18 protein-coding genes are annotated in these 18930 nt (G+C 34.2%); 3 read left to right on the top strand and 15 right to left on the bottom strand.

Annotated features, from left to right (window positions below; translation table 11 throughout):
- Nucleotides 1-137: 137 nt before the first annotated feature.
- The 3 genes from bglB (at nt 138) to ACTQ54_RS01150 (ending at nt 2257) form a co-directional block, all read left to right on the top strand.
- Entirely contained in the window at nt 138-1244 is a 1107-nt protein-coding gene (gene bglB, locus ACTQ54_RS01160; protein WP_441753997.1) for a beta-galactosidase BglB, read from the top strand.
- 92 nt (nt 1245-1336) lie between these two features.
- A complete protein-coding gene (locus ACTQ54_RS01155) occupies nt 1337-1789 on the top strand; it encodes a TRAP transporter large permease subunit (RefSeq protein ID WP_441753996.1) in 453 nt (150 codons plus the stop codon).
- A 171-nt stretch (nt 1790-1960) separates the two neighbouring features.
- Complete coding sequence (locus tag ACTQ54_RS01150; protein ID WP_441753995.1) at nt 1961-2257, top strand: TRAP transporter large permease subunit; 297 nt, start codon at nt 1961-1963, stop codon at nt 2255-2257.
- A 112-nt stretch (nt 2258-2369) separates the two neighbouring features.
- Here the strand turns inward: ACTQ54_RS01150 and ACTQ54_RS01145 are convergent, their stop codons facing one another.
- From ACTQ54_RS01145 to ACTQ54_RS01075, 15 genes are all read right to left on the bottom strand, one after another.
- Entirely contained in the window at nt 2370-3446 is a 1077-nt protein-coding gene (locus ACTQ54_RS01145; protein WP_441753994.1) for a glycoside hydrolase family 130 protein, read from the bottom strand.
- A gap of 78 nt (nt 3447-3524) precedes the next feature.
- On the bottom strand, nt 3525-5462 hold the full coding sequence (locus tag ACTQ54_RS01140; RefSeq protein ID WP_441753993.1) for a hypothetical protein: 1938 nt from the start codon (nt 5460-5462) through the stop codon (nt 3525-3527).
- A gap of 4 nt (nt 5463-5466) precedes the next feature.
- Nucleotides 5467-6030, bottom strand: a complete 564-nt coding sequence (locus ACTQ54_RS01135) for a hypothetical protein (RefSeq protein WP_441753992.1) — start codon at nt 6028-6030, stop codon at nt 5467-5469.
- 11 nt (nt 6031-6041) lie between these two features.
- On the bottom strand, nt 6042-7742 hold the full coding sequence (locus ACTQ54_RS01130) for a phospho-sugar mutase (protein WP_441753991.1): 1701 nt from the start codon (nt 7740-7742) through the stop codon (nt 6042-6044).
- A gap of 63 nt (nt 7743-7805) precedes the next feature.
- On the bottom strand, nt 7806-8717 hold the full coding sequence (locus ACTQ54_RS01125) for a DUF1861 family protein (protein ID WP_441753990.1): 912 nt from the start codon (nt 8715-8717) through the stop codon (nt 7806-7808).
- Nucleotides 8718-8730: 13 nt separating this feature from the next.
- A complete protein-coding gene (locus ACTQ54_RS01120; RefSeq protein WP_441753989.1) occupies nt 8731-9468 on the bottom strand; it encodes a DeoR/GlpR family DNA-binding transcription regulator in 738 nt (245 codons plus the stop codon).
- Nucleotides 9468-10553: an ABC transporter ATP-binding protein gene (locus tag ACTQ54_RS01115; RefSeq protein WP_441753988.1), complete on the bottom strand. Its 1086-nt coding sequence runs from the start codon at nt 10551-10553 to the stop codon at nt 9468-9470. The genes ACTQ54_RS01120 and ACTQ54_RS01115 overlap by 1 nt, the downstream gene beginning before the upstream one ends.
- 1 nt (nt 10554) lies before the next feature.
- Complete coding sequence (locus ACTQ54_RS01110) at nt 10555-11256, bottom strand: hypothetical protein (protein ID WP_441753987.1); 702 nt, start codon at nt 11254-11256, stop codon at nt 10555-10557.
- Nucleotides 11256-12170, bottom strand: coding sequence for a carbohydrate ABC transporter permease (locus ACTQ54_RS01105; RefSeq protein ID WP_441753986.1), 915 nt, complete (start codon nt 12168-12170; stop codon nt 11256-11258). Before ACTQ54_RS01105 ends, ACTQ54_RS01110 begins: the two co-directional genes overlap by 1 nt.
- Nucleotides 12171-12181: 11 nt before the next feature.
- Nucleotides 12182-13114: a carbohydrate ABC transporter permease gene (locus ACTQ54_RS01100; RefSeq protein WP_441753985.1), complete on the bottom strand. Its 933-nt coding sequence runs from the start codon at nt 13112-13114 to the stop codon at nt 12182-12184.
- Nucleotides 13115-13174: 60 nt separating this feature from the next.
- On the bottom strand, nt 13175-14428 hold the full coding sequence (locus ACTQ54_RS01095; RefSeq protein WP_441753984.1) for an ABC transporter substrate-binding protein: 1254 nt from the start codon (nt 14426-14428) through the stop codon (nt 13175-13177).
- A 553-nt stretch (nt 14429-14981) separates the two neighbouring features.
- Nucleotides 14982-15704 carry an IS30 family transposase gene (locus ACTQ54_RS01090; RefSeq protein WP_441754399.1) on the bottom strand — a complete coding sequence of 241 codons (723 nt, stop codon included), beginning with the start codon at nt 15702-15704 and terminating at the stop codon, nt 14982-14984.
- Entirely contained in the window at nt 15700-16002 is a 303-nt protein-coding gene (locus ACTQ54_RS01085) for a helix-turn-helix domain-containing protein (protein WP_441754397.1), read from the bottom strand. Before ACTQ54_RS01085 ends, ACTQ54_RS01090 begins: the two co-directional genes overlap by 5 nt.
- Nucleotides 16003-16150: 148 nt before the next feature.
- The gene (locus ACTQ54_RS01080; RefSeq protein WP_441753983.1) at nt 16151-18229 is read right to left on the bottom strand and encodes an FAD-dependent oxidoreductase; all 2079 of its coding nucleotides are present in this window, start codon (nt 18227-18229) and stop codon (nt 16151-16153) included.
- 363 nt (nt 18230-18592) lie between these two features.
- Nucleotides 18593-18841: a transposase gene (locus ACTQ54_RS01075; protein WP_441753982.1), complete on the bottom strand. Its 249-nt coding sequence runs from the start codon at nt 18839-18841 to the stop codon at nt 18593-18595.
- Nucleotides 18842-18930: the final 89 nt, after the last annotated feature.

Here is an 18930-nt window from a genome sequence, read left to right as displayed (position 1 = left end):
AAAAAACAGAAACCCAAACATAACACCGCTATTAATTGTTGTTTTATTACTTATATTGTTTGAACATGTTGCTTTCACATAAATACTTTGCTAAACTGTAAGCGTATTATTAAGAATATAAATACAGGAGGAAAAAAATGAATATAAAAAACGAATTGTTCGTAGAACGTGATGAGATTCTAAAAACAATTGATTTGATGATGGATAATCTAACCGAAATCAAAGACGACAGTGGAGAGTTCTTACTGGATTTCAATGGATTAAAGGTAGACGACAAAAGTTGGGCAGTGTGGAATTGGCCTCAAGGTGTGGGATTATATGGTATTTTCAAATATTGGAAATTAACCAATGATGAAAAAGCCTTAAAAATTGTCACCGATTGGTTTGAGCAACGCCTAGCAGAAGGTGCCCCACCAAAAAACGTGAACACAATGGCCCCACTGCTAACCATGGCATTTTTATATGAAGAGTTCGGCGATCAACGATTCGTTCCATACTTAGATCAATGGGCTGAATGGGTCATGTATGATATGCCTCGAACGGAAGAAAATGGTTTAGAGCACATGACATATGGACCTGCCAACACCAACCAATTGTGGGATGATACCTTATTGATGGCCGTTTTACCCCTGGCAAAAATCGGAAAACTATTTAATCGCCCACACTACATTGAAGAAGCGAAAAAGCAATTTTTAATTCATATTAAATATCTCGCTGATAAAAAGACAGGCTTATGGTTCCACGGTTGGACATTTGAAGGCAACCATAATTATGCTGAAGCACTTTGGGCACGTGGAAATTGCTGGGTGACCATTGCGATTCCAGAAATTATAGATATCCTTGAATTAAAAGAAGGCGATTTTTTAAGAGAATTCCTTTTAGATGCATTGAACAAACAGGTCAGCACATTAGCTAATCTACAAAATGAAAGCGGTTTGTGGCACACACTACTAAATGACCCGACCTCTTACCTAGAAGCATCCGCAACAGCCGGTTTTGCATACGGGATTTTAAAATCGCTACACCACAGATATATCGACAAAAAATATGAAAAGACAGCTGAAAAAGCCATTCTAGGACTACTGAATGAAATCGATGAAAGCGGCACTGTACAAAAGGTTTCAGTAGGAACAGGCATGGGCGACACCTTAGAATTCTACAAAGAAATCCGCACAACAACCATGCCTTACGGCCAATCACTAACCGTCTTAGCATTCGCAGAATTACTCGTCTCATTCGTTTAAATAAATAACTCAATAAATAAATAATTTTCTAGTTAAGGAGAAAAGCAAGTATAGCGGTATTTAGTTCAGCCCAAAAGCAGGTCGACTTTGCTATGTTATTTGCCGGTAAAATACCAGGCGTTCTCGTTCCGCAACAAGTAAAAGCAGGTTACGATAAAGAATACGCAGTTGCTGTTAATATCGCTTCACCCCCTACTGCAATGGTTATTCCTCCAAACACAGCCTTTAATATGTATTCATTAATTGCAGGAGGTGCGTCCATTTTAAGCTTATTCCTCAGTGGTTATGTCGTCGGATTCTTATGGGTACTAGGCATTATCGTACTCGCCATTTTCTTAGCACGAAAAAGAAATTATCCCATCATTGAACACGATACCAGTAAAAGTGTTGCAAAAGTCTTAATCGACTCAATCCCAAGTCTATTACTAACCTTAAATATCATCCGTGGCATCATGTCAGGATTATTTACAACCATTGAAGCCTCAGCCGTTTCAGTGATTTACGCCCTATTTCTAGCCCTATTCTACTACAAAACAGTCACATGACGCGATATCCAAAAAATGATTGTCCGAACAGTCAAAATGACCGGTACCATGATGTCCTTTGCGATGGCTTTTGCCAGAACCCCACAAGTCATCCGTAGTGGAATACTAAGCCTAACCAACAACCCATTCCTAATCTTACTATTAATAAATATTGTCTAATTAACCGTAGGAATGTTTATGGACGTGGCTCCAGCCATCTTAATTTTCACAAAAATCTTTTTACCCATCGTCACCCAAATCGGCGTTGATCCTGTTCACAACGGCTTATCCTCAATCATGAACCTATGGCGTCGGCTCCATCACGCCACCAGTCGGTACAGGCCTTTACGTCGAGCCAGCGTCGCCAAAGTAACAGTAGAAAAAATGTTAAAACCAATGATTCCATTTTATCTCGTCATCATTGCCATTCTTTTCCTAATTACCTACTTGCCACAACTAGTGATGTGGCTACCAAAGCTCGCTAATTAATATACAAAAAGACTCCGCTTCGGCAGAGTCTTTTTATAATCTATTAAATAAATATCGCTGTTACTTTCCGACACAACCACTTCTAAACTTTACAAACTCAGTCAAATCAAGGTTAAACTTCATCCATAAAATCCAGCAAAGTAGTTAACTCAATATCAGCACGACAAATCTTATCATCTGCCGCACCGTAAAATATTTTAACAACTCCATCTTCTAACAGTGCTCCACAAGTAAACACAACATTCCCAAAGAATCCATTGATTTCATATTCAGCGATAGGTTCCATAAACGGTTTGTTGGTTTTTGCTATAATTTTTGATGGATCATTTAAATCTAATAGAAACGCACCAAGACAGTAACGATCTTGTTTATCCGCTGCATGATAAATTTTTAACCAACCATGTTCTGTTTTGATCGGAACTGCTCCACCACCAACACGGCCATTATCCCAACGAGTTGGGTCACTGAGGTCAAGTCCATAAAAATGCTCTTGTTGACCCCAATGGATCAAATCTGGTGACTTAGCAATCCACATTTCTGGTCCACCAATGGCATTAGGTACTGGTCGGTTGAAACAAACATAGTAATCATTTATTTTTTCAGGGAAAATAGTAACATCTTTATTTTCAGGTGCAAAAATAACACCGTGGCGCGTATATTCCTTAAAATCTTTTGTACTAATTAAAGATGTAGCGGCTCCGGTTGGATTAACCGAAGTATAGTTAATGTAATAGGTATCATCGATTTTAGTCACTCTTGGATCTTCCATACCCCATGATTCTTCTTCAGTCAATTCAACCATTGGTTGATCATCTAATTCAAAATTAATTCCATCTTTAGAACGAGCAATTCGAAGATGGGATAAAGAAGTTAAATTAACAATCATTGGATGTGTTCCAAAAGTTGAAACTTTTCTTGAATCCGAAAAATTTAAGTCAGGATGTTCAGACTTAATATATTGTTTAAATTCAATTCTATTTTCACCATCAATATTACTTACCAACGGAATTAATATTTCATCATCTGATTGACTCATTCCAGATTCAGCAATCCGACATAAAAGTAGATATTCCCCTTGGTATGCGGTAACCCCACAATTAAAAACTCCTTCAACACGTAATTTCGGATGTGAAGGTTTAACATCTTGAGGTGCAATTAATGGATTTTGAGTAGCGCGTTTCACTAACATATTAAATCTCCTATTCATTTAAAATAAATACACCTTACTAAAAAGTAATGCCTTATTTAGTAAGGTGCTAATACTATATCAATTAAAACGTAAACGACGAGTTATTATATCAATACGACCATCAGTAGTTTTAACTTCAATTTGAACTCTTTTAGTTCCAGGTTCAAAATCATTAGTATCTATAACAATGTCATCAACATTTATAAAACTATTTGTAACGTCATCAATTGTAATATCAATGGCTTCAATCTCATAGTCATAATTAGTAGCAATCTCAGGAACAATAGAAATTGAACCTTCCACTTTTTCATTATTACTATAATTAATGTCATTTAAACTAATTAATTTACTTGATAAATATATATCATCAATATACAAATGCCCTTCTCTTTCAATTATCTCTGATTGAGTAGGAATTTCAGTAATAACCAAAGCACTATCTTTTGGAATAACTAATTCAACAGTATCATTAATATTCTCTGCTACAATTTCATTCGTCACTGAATCGAACAAATCAACTTGTTCATTTGACACTTTTTCATACACAACCGTCACGTTTTCATCATAAGGATTATAAAGTAAAAATGATTTAAAAATCTTTTCTTTATAAAATTGAGTTTTAGTCAACTCTAAACTCAATACCCCTTCTACATTTGTTTCGTTTATCATTGACGAAAGAATACCAATATGCGCTCCGCTGTATAAAGAAAAGTCTGTTTGAGCCCAGTCATAGACTAACGGATCTCCACCGACCCAAGGTGTTTTCCCTTGTCCATTTTTTCTAATTCCTTCATATGGGACGAATTGTTTTATTTCATCTTTTATCTCAAATTTATCACTAATCATTGAAAGAGATTGATTTTCTTCAGTTACATTTTCAGAAAAATAAAATCGGGAATTACTAATTAGATTTAAAGCCCAAATACCTAATGATCTAGCGTAGCGTGCATCATATTGAGCTGTTGGTAAAATAGCGCCTGATGCAGCAAAAGTATTCATTGCAAATACATAGCCACCACCATCCGTATCACTACCAAATAAGCCATTAACAGGATAATCACCCCACTTACCAACAACAGATCCCCAACCTCCACGAGGTATCGATGAAGCATTAAAATTATCATTGAATAATTCTAATAAATCATAGTCCGTTCCATGATAAATATTTAATTGACTGGCTAGATAAGGTCCGAAATACATAAGAGCTTCATATAGAGAGCTTCCGAAATAGGATTCAATGAAGTCCATACAATTAATTGCTGCTTCAATGTACTTCTCATCATTGGTCAATTGATAACCATAGTACATTATTAGACCAATTCCAACGGCACTATCTGGTTCTGTCCAGACATCATTTTTATATGGCTCCATGCTATTAAAATTAAAACCAGTATAATCAAAACTAGGATCACCATTGTTATACATAATTTCGTAAGCTTTATACCAACTATCAATTGTATTTAAAAGTGTATCGCGTATCTCTGTATTTTCAGGATACAAGTCACTAACATGTGCATACAATATTGTCGGATATAATAGGTACCACATGGATGTTGATTCACTTGAACCAGTAGGGTTGTTGAGAATTATTTGTTCCTCTTCACTATAAAATGCTGTTAATTGAGATACATACTCAGATTTATCAATTCCATTTAAACTTGCACTTAAAACAGCAGCAATGTTTGTTACTGCTTCTTGATTCCCATCTTGATGCATTCTCCCATCACCAACATAGGCTGGAATCCCAAAACTAGAATGAGTAGTATCCTCCCAAATAAGTGGTAAAAAATCACCCTCAGCATCATAGTTGAATACCAGTTCATCAAAGCCCAACGCCTTTTCAGTCCAGTTAATTAATTCGTAATTATCTGGAAAATTGGATTCATATTGTTCTATTCTAGCTATCGATTTACTTAACCTTTCAGATTCTTGATTAGACACAGCCAAGATATTTTTTGAGGTCAACTGAAAAATTAATAATATGGTGCTTAGTATACTTAAAAACTTAATCTTCATGAGACTAGTCCAAGTACATTACTTTCACTTCAGAGATTTCTACAGATGCCTCTGGATTACCAGAAGCAAAAATCCAAATGACACCTTCTAATTCTTCACCATAAAGATTAATAAATGGTTCGCCTAACTTATCTTTAATATCAACAACTGCATAGTTATTCCATTTAAAATTATTGTCTTCTACTAAATACATACCCCATTCGTGTTCTTCAATCTCTGGAACACTAGGTACAAATTTAGCACCCCATTTGAAGCCATCTCCATTTTCTTTAACTCGAATAAATAACAACGGATTTCTACTTAAGTCAATTTCAATCATATCTGATTGAATGCCACCCCAGCCATCAACTTCTTTAGCACGGATAATCGCAGCACCGTCACCCAATTCTACCGTACCTTGACCACCGCCTGGTGTTTCCATTGGTACCCAATTTGCAACATCTTCTGCTGTAAAATCATAGATGAATCGTTCTCTGTTAGTTTCTTGAGCAAAAGCACTAGTTGAAGTTGATGCAAAAAAACCTAATAAGACTAATAAAGAAAACACTACTTTGTTAATTTTTTTCATGATGAATTCTCCTAAAAATTATTTTTTATTTTTTCTAGTATACCTAAAAATTCTTGTTGTAAACTATCTGCTTTATTGATAACTTCAGCTTTTTCTTGATCAAAAACAGATAAATAAATCTTACATTTTGGTTCAGTTCCCGAAGGTCGGATAACGATCCAAGACCCATCTTCTAAAAAGAATTTTAGAACATTGGACTTTGGCAGAGATAATTGACTAGTTTTTTTTCTAGCAACATCATACGCTTCACCTTTTAGATAATCTTCAATCTTATGAACATTTTGTGAACCTATCTTTAATGGGTAATTAGAACGTAACTCATCTATCATTAGAGACATTTCATTCATTCCTTTAGAACCAACGAATGATTGTGTAATAAGTTGTTCTTTATAGTAACCAAATTCTTGATAAATTTCCTCTAAACGATCGAAAAGTGTCATACCATTTTGCAAGTAGAACAAAGCCATTTCACTTATAATGATAGATGCCTGTATAGCATCTTTATCCCTAACATAAGGTTGAATTAAGTACCCAAAGCTTTCCTCAAAACCGAATAAGAACGTTTCGTTTCTTGCTTCTATCTCAGCTATTTTTTCACCAATAAACTTAAATCCTGTTAAGGTTTCATTCAAAATTAATTGATTTTTTTCGGCAATTTTATTTGCTAGATCACTTGAAACGATTGTTTTTATTACATGTTGACCAGAAATATTCTTTTTTTGTTGACTTAAATAGTCTAGTATTAATATGCCTATTTGATTTCCATTCAATAATTCATACTTATTGTTCACTTTTACAGCTACTCCGACACGATCTGCATCAGGATCAGTTGCTAAAATAATATGGGCATCAAATTGCTGTGTATAATTAATTGCTTTTTCAAATGAAGCTTGTTCTTCTGGATTAGGATAAGCAACTGTTGAAAAATCACTATCATAATCAGCTTGGCTTTCAACAAGCTGGCTATTAGAAAAACCGAGTTCTTTTAGCCCTTTTTCAACAAGTTTTTGACCTGTTCCGTGTAATGGTGTGTAAAGTATCTTAATTTCTGAACCTTTTTTACGTATAAGATCTTTGTCAACAGTAACTTGCTTTAACTTTTCCAGATAAATATCATCGACTTCAGTACTCAACATATTGAGGTAACGCGGATTCATTTCAAATGTCAATAATTCTTCATTTTGAATTTTATCTAATAATTTATTTAGTTCTTCCGCATAATCTAATGTTATTTGACAGCCGTCACTGCCGTATACTTTAAAGCCATTGTACTGTGAAGGATTATGACTAGCTGTAATCATTATCCCAGCAGCTGCTTTTAGTTCACGTACCATTAATGAAACAATCGGAGTCGGGCGATTAAAGTCTGATAAATATACATTAATACCATTTGCTGTTAAAACACTTGCTGCAATATCTGCAAATTCTTTGGAAAAATGACGATTATCATAAGATATAACGACACCACTTGCTTGTCCGTTAAAGTTAATGATATGTTGGGCTAATGCATATGAAACACGTCGAATCATGACACTATTGATTCTATTTGTTCCAACACCAATGACTCCTCGCATACCACCTGTTCCAAATTCAAGATACCGATAAAATGCTTCATATTGTTGATTTTCATTTAGTTCTTGCAATTCTTCCTTAAGAAATTTTTCAACTGAATCGCTTTTCATCCAACTTTGCATTTTTTCTTTCCAACTCATTTTCCACCAACTCTTTCCATATCGTTTTCAACTATTCAGTTTTAAATTAATTCTCAGCGATATTTATTGAAAAGGGTGTGGAATTTCTATGGATTGAGCATCTGCATCGCTAATTCCACAATAAAGAGTCGCTATATTACTTCCACTTGAAAAATCAATTCCTCCACTAAATACAACATCAATTAAATCTGGTCGTTTACTTGGTCCGCTTAAAAAATCAGATCTTTCTGCTATTATTTTAGGATTTGAGATATCAAGTGTATTTATGTCTAGTAAAAATGTCATTGGATAATAGTGTCTATTGCCCTCATTATCAAAGTTCGCAATATGTCCTAAAACTCCTACATGGTCAGCATCTACTAAATACACATCATTGGCACCACCCCATTCTTCAAATTGAAAATTTTGTTTAAGTAACGGTGTTTCTTCAATGAGTTCAACGGTTAAATCATTTAAGCTATCAATAATAGCAGCTCCGATTTTACCTCTTCCACCTTTTTCACCTTGAGGTCGTGTTAAAACAAGAATTCTTTCATCTTCCAATTGCTTTAATCTTAAGTCTTTCATACCTTTTGGACCTGCAAAAATCCGTTTTAAATCGAATAAATCATTTCCTGCGTAAAAGACTGTCCACCAATCAAGTTCATTAGGTTTATCTTCTTTCGGTTGTGTTTCAACACCACCTACTACAATTTGCCCATCGATAAAAGTTACAAATGGATCTTGTAGTGCAAGAGTTGTAAAGTTGTTATCTTTTACATAAATATCATTTTCTTTTTTGAAAGCAAAAATTTCTGAGGACTCACTATCTCTACTTTCTACTCTTCCTAATAAATATGTCTCATCATTAATTACAAAAGGTGCGCTGATATTATAAATATCTTTTTCTTCATCAACTCCTTCAAATTTAATCCTTTTTGGATGATTTGCCTTAGTACCATTTCGATATTCATTTAACATTTTATTAAGTTCCACAAAATCCCTCATTTCATTTTGGTATGATTATGTTATCTAATTCCATATAATCATTTGGTATTTTATCAGTAATGATTGTTACATCATCAATATTTCCAAATTTAAAAACTGAAGTCGCATTAAATTTAGAATGATCAGCAACCACATATGGTTCGTGAGTTCTTTTTACTACCATTTCTTTTATCAATGATTCGTTTGGATCAGCATTTGATAAACCATTCACCTTATGAATCCCATTCGCTCCAAGAAAACATTTATCAAAATGATAATATTCAATTACTCTAGATGTAATTGCACCAACAAAAGCATAAGTTTCTGACTTCAATTCTCCACCAACTGCAGTTACCTTAAAGTTATATTTAAAAGCTTCCTCAATTGTTTTAAAACCATTAGTTACAATTGTTACATCTTTTACCTGGATATGTTTAATCATTTTCACATTAGTAGTTCCAGAATCAATGAAAATTACATCACCTTCATCGATTAAACTAGCAGCTAAGCGACCAATTTCTTCTTTTTCATCTGGATATAATAATTCACGCTGATCCATTTTTGTTTCTCGACTCGTATCAATGATTTTTGCTCCGCCACCATGTAGACGAATGACATGACCTTCATCTTCTAGTGCCTTTAAATCTCGGCGAACGGTAATTTCTGATACACCTAGAACTTCAGCTAAATCACTGATATAAATCACTTCACCATTATCCATATACTCAAGAATGCGTGATTTCCGTTCAAATGGTAACATTAAATTCTTTCTCCTGTTTCTTTATCAAATAATAAAATACGGTCTTGAGTCATCGTATATTTAATTTCTTGATCAATTTCATAATCAACATTTGACGTTGTCTTAATCATGATTGGATTTCCCATGAAATGAGTACTAATCACACTACTGTCTCCACGCATTTCAACGATGTCAACTTTATCTTTGAATACTTCTCTTGATCCAACTAAATCTTGTGTAACCACTACAAAATCCTCAGCACGAACACCCGCAACAATTTCTTTTCCTTCAAATTCATTTAATCTATTATATAAGCCTGGATTTAAAGAAATAGATTTGTCTCCTATCATGATTTGGTTGCCGGATAAAGTGACAGTAAATAGATTCATATCTGGGTCACCAATAAATGTTGCTACAAATAGATTTTGCGGATTATAGTACAATTCTTTTGGAGTACCAATTTGTTGGATTTTCCCCTTATCAAGTACTACAATTTTATCTGCCATTGTCATGGCTTCTACTTGATCATGAGTAACATAGACTGTGGTAACTCCTAGTGATTTATGCAGTTTCAAAATCTCAATTCGCATTCTATTTCTTAATTTAGCATCCAAGTTAGATAGCGGCTCATCCATCAAAAATATCTTAGAGTTTTGAACCATTGCTCGGCCTAATGCCACTCTTTGGCGTTGCCCACCAGATAATTCACTTGGCTGGCGTTCAAGATAATCCGTTAAATCTAATAGTTTTGCTACTGATTTAACTCTTTCATCAATAATAGATTTTTTTTCATGGCGTAATTTTAAACCAAATGCAATATTGTCATAGGTGGTTAAATGTGGATACAATGCATAGTTTTGGAAAACCATCGACATATCTCGATCTTTTGCATGAACATCATTCATTCTTTTTCCATCAATTATTAAATCTCCATAGGTTATATTTTCCAAACCTGAGATCATACGTAAAATAGTCGATTTCCCACATCCAGAAGGTCCGATTAATGCTACAAATTCATTCTTTTCTATTTCTAAATTAAAATCATCAATCGCAAGCGTTTTTTCATTATAAACTTTATATATATTTTCAAATTTCATATATGACATATTAGGTTTCCTCTCCCATCAACATTTGTGTGTTTTTTTGTTCAAAAGTTTCTCTTTGTAATTTAACAAAAATTATACCTATTACAAACGCAGTCACTAGTGAAACTATCACATCGTTTTTCCAAAAAGCCCAAAGGCAAAAATTAACAATGAGTCCACTTAAAAGGCTCAACGAAATCACTGGTATGATTGGTTTAAACTTCATCCTAGTTTTGAATACGAAATAAGTACCCAATACTAAGACAAGGAGAATAAATATCCACATTAATAACCGAGTCACTGAACTCACAAGTAAAGTTGAATCAGCTAAACCATTAAAGGTAAATACTATTAGATCAAATGCTGAAAAATTACCATTATCAGGATATTCAATTCTTTGAGTAAGATCTTGATTTTGAACGACTAAATAATCCTGATAAAAGATAATCTTTTTCTCACTACTAGTCTCATTATCAAAAGTAGAAATTATCCAATCAGCTACATTTACTTCAACATTGTCTGACTGAAGGTAGCCATTTTCAATATATACATCACTTAATACAGCGACTACTTCTTCATTATTAATATCTTGAAATGAAGTAATAACAAGATTAAATTGATGGATTCCATGTATAATAGATAAATTAAGTAGCATCCCAATGATGAGCAATGAGTGAAAATAAATGGGTAGATTTTGCCAAAAGCTGATTATTCTTTTAAACATTACTTAACTCCATCTTGTTTGTTCGAAGGAATAAAATACCGTTGTAATGAAAAGAATAGAATAATCATTGGAATAATCGAAATTGTTGTTGCTGCCATTAATAATGGCCAGTTAACATCAAACATACCTTGGAACATTGCCAACCCTACTTGAATCGTAAATTTACTTGAATCATTCAAATAAATTAATGGTCCTAGAAAAGCATTCCAGGTCCCCATAAATGACGAAATACCAATCGTTAAAATAGCAGGTATTGACATTGGAAAGAATACACGCCACAAAATAGTCCATGCACTTGCTCCATTGATATATGCTGCCTCAGCAAAATCTTTGGAAATTGTTCTAAAATATTGTGTCATAAAGAAAATATGAACTGCTTGCCCACCAATTGCAGGCAAAACAAGAGGGACATATGTATTAATAAATGAAGTATTGAAAAACTGCCCTAATCGAGCCCAAAAAATATAACCTGGGACAATAGTAATTTCTCCCGGAATCATAATCGTAATAAGTAAAAATAAAAACAATGGTCGTTTAAATTTAAAATTAAACCGCGCAAAACCATAAGCGACAATGACAGAAACAAATACTTCTAAAAATGTCACTGCAATTGTATAAAATACAGTATTGATAATATAACGAAGAAAAGGAACTGCCTCAAAAACCCCTGGATAGTTAGAATATTGTATTGGGTTTGGGATCCATTGTGGTGGAATCGAAAAAACATTATTAGATGTCTTTAACGATGTTGAAACCATCCAGAAAAATGGTAAAAGCATACTAATCGCAACAATTATTAATGCAATATGTTTTAGAGTAGAAAAAATGGTGCTTTTCAGCGAACGATTTTTCTTTTCTTCTTTAACTAAAAATCTTATTAATTCATCAGAATTATTGAATTGTCCAATTTCCATGTTCTACTCTCCTATTCTTCATTTTGTTGACTATATTGCCAGAAATCTGTAAATCGAAAAACGACAAGAGTTATGGACAATACAATTAATAAAAACACCCATGACATGGCAGAAGCATAGCCCATCTTGAAAAAAGTAAATGCCGTATCATAAATTTGTAATAAAATAAATTGTCCTTGATTTCCTGCTCCACCTAGAATATACGCATCATTGAATTTCTTAAACGCACCAATGATTCCCATAATCAAGTTATAATATAAGATTGAGCGAACATAAGGAAGAACAATTAAAAAGATACGTCTGAAATAGCCAGCACCTTGAATTTTTGCGGCTTCATGCAAATCTTTTGGCACTTCATTAATGGAAACTAAATAGGTTAGCATCCCGGCCCCTGCACCCCACAAACTCATAATGACATATGAAGGAAGCACCCAAGTAGGATCATTCAACCACGCTGGCCCTTGAATCCCAATAATTGCTAACAAGTTGTTGATTAGCCCATTACGTGGATCAAATATCCAACGCCAAATAATCCCAACCGCAACCCCGGAAACAACAGCTGGTAAATAGTAAATGGTTCGATAAACATTTAACCCTTTAGTATTTGATGCCATAACCAATGCAACCGTAAATGACGCAATCATCCCTAACGGTACAGAAACCAAAGCATATCTAGCCGTTACAAATAATGAATTTCTAAAAGCTCGATCAGTTAATAAATCTTGAAAGTTTCTTAGCCCAACCCAAGTAGGCTCTCCAATAACTGGCCAATCAGTAAAACTCATATAAATTGACATTAGCATTGGTACTAATGCAAATAAAGTGTATGCAGTATACCAAGGTGCAATAAACATGTAACCTACACTAAATTTACGTTTTTTATTAGATCTCTTGTTTAATTCTGCTATTTTTTCTGACTCATTTAAATTCTTTAAATCTTGCACTTTCTCACCTCATTAACAAGAAAGGGCTACTTTATATAGTAGCCCTTAAATTAGCTTTTTTTATCTAAGGATTCTTTCAAATTCAGCTTGAGTTTGATCTGTAATTTCTTGGATATCTAAGTCACCTGAACCGTAGTTATCACTAATAATTAATAAATCAAGATTTTGCCATTGTGCATTTCCTAACTCATTTTGTTGTGGTAAGTTATTAAATCCACGAGAGATTTCCATAGAACGTGTAATAACATCTAAAGCATATTCTTTATACGGATTGATTTCTGCAATTGATTCAGCTTTACTTTGAACTGGTGCAGGCACTTTCCAATCGAACATAGCATTAGTTAAATCTAATAATGCTTGAAACGCTACTTCTTGATTTTCTGTTTGTGATGAAATAAGTGTTGATGCAGTCCAGTTGAATGTAACATGTTCAGCAGGTCCTGCAGGCATTACTGCCATACCAACTTCAAAGTTTCCACCAGCCTCTTCAACTTTTTTCTCCACGTCATCGTTTGCCCCACCAACCATCATAGCAATTTCTCCATTTACAAATCCTGTCTCAACACCTAAAGAATTAGCTTCGTCATATGGCATTGTAGCAGTAGGATCAGTTGTAATTTCGTAAAACTTCTGTAAACCAGCAACAGCTTCTGGATTGTTTACTTGTGGAGTTCCATCTTCTGCAATGTAATCACTGCCTTCGCCCCAAACAAATACAGCACTTGGTACAGCACCAGTGTTAGCAAATCCATATACTCCATCAGCAGTTAGCGATTGAGCTACTGAATGAAAATCATCCCATGTCCAATCTAAAGATGGTAATTCAACACCTTTTTCTTCAAACAATGTTTTATTGTAAAATACAACATACGGTTGGCCAATCCAAGGCAAACCTACTGTTTTACCATCCCAAATCGCTGTGTTTAGTGATCCTTCGAAATAGTCTGACATGTCTAATTGGTCTTGATTAGCCAATAACTCTGTTAAATCAAGTACTGCATTATTCTCAGCATACGCTGGAATATATTCTTGAGCTAACCACATTAAATCAGGCGCTTGGTTTCCTGCGATCATCGTTTGAACTTTTGTGTAATAGTCTTGTGGGATAACCATTTGAGTAATCACATATTGATCAGAATTTGCATTTAGTTCATTGATAATTTCATCAAACTCTTTTGCTTCTGACTCATTTGCCCACGTTGCAATTGTTAACTCTACCTTATCTTGTGCACTAACAGTAGTAACTAACGAACTAACAACACCAAAGACAACTGTTAATAAAACAGCGAACAACTTAAAACTTTTCCTTGCCATAATCAATCTCCTCCATAAAGCGTTTTCTATTTGAATACAATATACACTAGTTATCAAAAAATATCAACAGTTATCATAAGTTTTCATAAAATTATTTTTTTCATAAGTTAATGAACCTTTTATTGTTTAAGATAGAATGTTAATGATTATCTACTTAGGCTCAATTCTTTCAACATCATTCTATTATTTAAAGTTAATAAATAACTCAATATTGTTCAATACAAAAGCAAAAATCAAGCGTCATTTTTGATGATTTTTCACATGATTTATCATTTATTTTCTTTTTTTATCATTTTTAAATTCTCTAAGTTAAAATTTACGACTTTAATAAGGAAAAGAATGACAATTAAATTCTTTTTAACATAAAAATATCAGTCAATGTTACTAAACAACACTGACTGATACTTATTAGCAATAAAATTACAGGAATCTCTACTTAAAACATTAATCTAGCTATTTTTGTCATGATAAAAACAAACGATAATCTTATATTACTTTTCTTTCCAAAATTGCAATAGCAAGTTATCCAATTGCATAAAAAATAATCAATAAGTTAAATTTGTACTTGTAATGCTTCTTCAAACAAATCATGTGGTGTTAAGTACTTGAATATCATTCTTGGATATTTGTTCATCCATAAGTTGATGTTTCTAATCATTGAATCACTGACTTCTGATATTCGTTTTCCCTTTGGTATAAAGCGTCTAATCCTGCGGTTATGATTCTCATTTATGCCACGTTCCCAAGACCTATATGGATGTGAAAAATACACATCAACCACATCGTGAATTGCTTCAACAAGTGATGTAAATTCTACACCATTGTCAGCAGTCATGCTTTTAAAAATATCTGTTACCATTTCGGTTTGCATGAGTGGTTTTAGCGCTTCTTTAACTACTTCGTCTGTTTTACCTTCAATCTTTAAAATCAGTTCGAAGCGTGTCATACGCTCTGTTAGGATTAATAGCACAGGATCGTGTTTGTCTTTAACCCCAATAACTGTATCGATTTCCCAATGCCCAAATTCACTTCTATCATTGATATGACCAGGCCTTTCACTGATTGATTTTCCATTAAGGCGTTTGTGCTCGTTTGGCCTCTGTTTATGGGTCTTTCTACTGAGTTTTTCTAGCAAGTCAAAGTTAGTTAAATCAGTTAGGTTTTGATCAATGTAGTTGTAAAGAGTCTTAGCAGAAACCATTTCATGCTTAGTGAATAAATTTTGTACATAAGCATAGCCACATACTGCTTCAGGTGACCAACATTTATTTCTAATCAGGTCTACAGCATAAGCAATAAACTTTTTTTACTCTAACGAGTTTAAAGCCTTTCACAGAACGTTCTCTGTTCGCTTTATAGAATCCTTCAGCAGCAAAAGCACAATATTTATAATAATATTCACATTTTCCATTCACAATGCGTACCTGCTTAATGGTGCCCCGTTTCACTTCATTATTATTGGTAGAATGTGGTCGATCTAACTCTCGACCAATCGCATGATTCGACTTACCTAAAGCAATCATCATCTCGATTAAAAATTGTTCTGTGAAATGTAAGTGTAGTGCTTTTTTTATTTTCTAGGAGTGGACAACTTCATTATACAATCTGCTTTAAATTTTGATAGCTTTAAATTTAATTAAAATACAAAAAAGACGTCAGCTAGCTCCCGCTCACCAACATCTTAAATTAAAAAACTAAATACCTGAATTAAGTCAATTACCTCTATTCCACCGGCTCACTATTCGCAGCATTTTCACCAGCAATCTTGCCAAAAGTAAATACATCCGCAATCGCATTTCCACCTAAACGATTACCAGCATGGATTCCACCAGTAACTTCACCGGCTGCCCATAATCCTGGAATAACATTCCCATCAATATCCAACACTTCAGTATTTTCATTTATCTTAATTCCACCCATTGTATGATGTAAGGATGCTTTACGAGGTGAAATTACTAAACCATAACCTTCGGTATTATCGATGTAATCTAAGTCAATTGCACCGGTTAAAACTTCTTTACCAAAATCAGGATCAAGTTGATTTTCAACATACTTATTATAAAGCTCAATCGTCTCACGTAATTGCTCTTCAGTAAATGAAGGTGTTTGCCCTGCAGCAGCTTCCTGAGTCGCTTCAGCTAATTCAGCTAATGTTTCTCCATACCAAACATGACCAGTATTTACCATGTTCTCAACTGTATTTCCAAATAACGAATCCTCTAACGTTGACCCTTTTAGCATTTCACCACTACCATCAGGTATACCTGCATAAATAATATAGAAAATGCCATTATCTTGTTCTAATGATGCTCTAGCTAAAACATCACGTTCAGCATACTCATTCACAAAACGTTCACCATCTGCATTAATCCAAATTTGAGATCCAGCATCTGCCCAGATTCCATCTGTCATTGTACCTTTTACAGGTGACGAAGATGGCATTAATTGGGCAATCTCCATACCAACTACATCTGCTCCAACAGCTTGAGCCATAATAATCCCATCACCTTCATTGGTCCCAACATTTGTTGACAAGGTTCGATCAGTTAAATCTTCACCCCAATAATCATCATATTCTTTAACCATTTCTGGATTTGCAGAATAACCACCTGATGCAATGATCACGCCATGAGTCGTATTGAAAGTGATTTGACTACCATCAGCTTGAACAGCTTTAATTCCAACAACTGCACCATCTTCATTAGTAATTAACTCTACCCCACGTGTTTCTTTATACACTTCTACACCAGCACTTTTAGCAGTGTCTTCTAAAATATCAATTCGTTCTTCACCAGCAATAAATTTATGCGTTCTTGGCCACATGGCTCCTAAAACAGTATAAAGACCTTTTTGACCATTTCCAGCTTCAGCATCTTGACCATATGATGGCTCTAATCCTACTTCATCCATCCATTCAACTGCTCCGAAAGCACCTTCAGCAAGAGTTTTTGCTAATTCAAAATCTGGGGCAACCCATGTTCCATCATTTAATTCTCTAACGCCCCCAGTATATGTATGCCACATAAACAATGCAACTGAATCAAATCCTGGCATATCATCTCCTGCAACTGTCCCTTCAGTATCTTCATAATATTTCGTGATATCAGCTTGCAATTGCTCTAATACTGCTTGCCATTCAGGAAACTCATCAAACTTCAATTCTGGATCATCAATACTCAATTCTAAATATCTATCTAACGCATCTTTTTGCGACTCAGATAAAATCATGATATCTTGAGCTTCAGTATCAACTGCATTAATAGCATCTCCAGCCATTAAAGTATTACCACCTAAGAATGAACTCTTCTCAATTAGAATAACATTTTTCCCTTCTTGAGCAGCTGTAATTGCAGCAGAAAAACCTGCTCCACCTCCACCAATTACTAAAATATCTGTTTCAATTTCTTGGTCTTCTTTTGGAGTTAGAACTACTTCATTTGCTTTTAAAGCATCCACATCTAAACCAGCTGCTTCAGCAGCTTCTCCTACAGCTCTTAAAATGGCATTACTAGAGAGTGTAGCACCAGTCACTGCATCCATCGACAAACTTTGATGTTCAATAATTTGTTGAGGGATTCTCTCAAAAGCAACTCTTGCGACTGAAATCGTCTCGTTATTTTCCGGAAAAGTAATATCAACAATCCTATTATCCTCAACTGTTATTTCAGCAGTAATTGGCCCCTGCATTCCTCCACTACTTCCCTGATAAACTCCATCCTCTGCCCCAACGAACCGAATCGTTCCCAAACTTAATAGTCCAACTAAAACTAGCACGACAACATTTTTAATTCTTTTCAACATCTAAACACACTCCTTGTTACTTTTTTCACTAAACATCTTGTGAATAGCATAACATTAAGAGTTTGTTTCGTCAATGATATTCGAGTTAATCGCATTTAAAAAATATCTAAAATGTAAATCATAAAAGTAGATATTTGTTTATATATTCACAAACCGATTTTACATTACGATATACTCTTCCAATTCCAAAAAATTTTCATTAAAGCTATTTTGAAAAATTTCATTTAAACATATCCAAAATATATTTGAAAGCGAACCTCCTGGTCCTAGGGTCTGTGTCATAAGTCCTTAAAAATAATGGAAAATAAAAAATAAACGAATCAATTATTAGGTATGTTCACCTTCTATTGATTCGTTTGTTTTTTATTTTTCTTTCTTTTGAGCATGGAGTAACAACTTGTGAAGATTACATGCCATTAAAGCAAGCCCAATCTCCTGACTTACTTTCTGTTTTCCTCTTAACCGGCATCGGGTAAACCCTAAAGAACCTTTGAGAAAACCAAAAGTTGATTCAACATCTAATTTTCTACGCTGATAGACAGCTTGATATTCTGGATTAGAAGAATAACTTCGTTGTTTTGCCTTGAAGTACTCCCAGGTAGGATTAACCATAATCTTTCGCAAGTATCCTTTAGGCGTTAGTGCTTCTGGAATCTCTTGATTATCTATCGTATAGCGTTCTGCTTTATATTCTTTGAAAT

Source organism: Fundicoccus sp. Sow4_H7, assembly GCF_052115865.1.
In the GTDB taxonomy this organism is placed as follows: domain Bacteria; phylum Bacillota; class Bacilli; order Lactobacillales; family Aerococcaceae; genus Fundicoccus_A.
The sequence above is the reverse complement of the archived record's forward strand: the minus strand, read 5'-3'. Positions and strand labels throughout refer to the sequence as shown.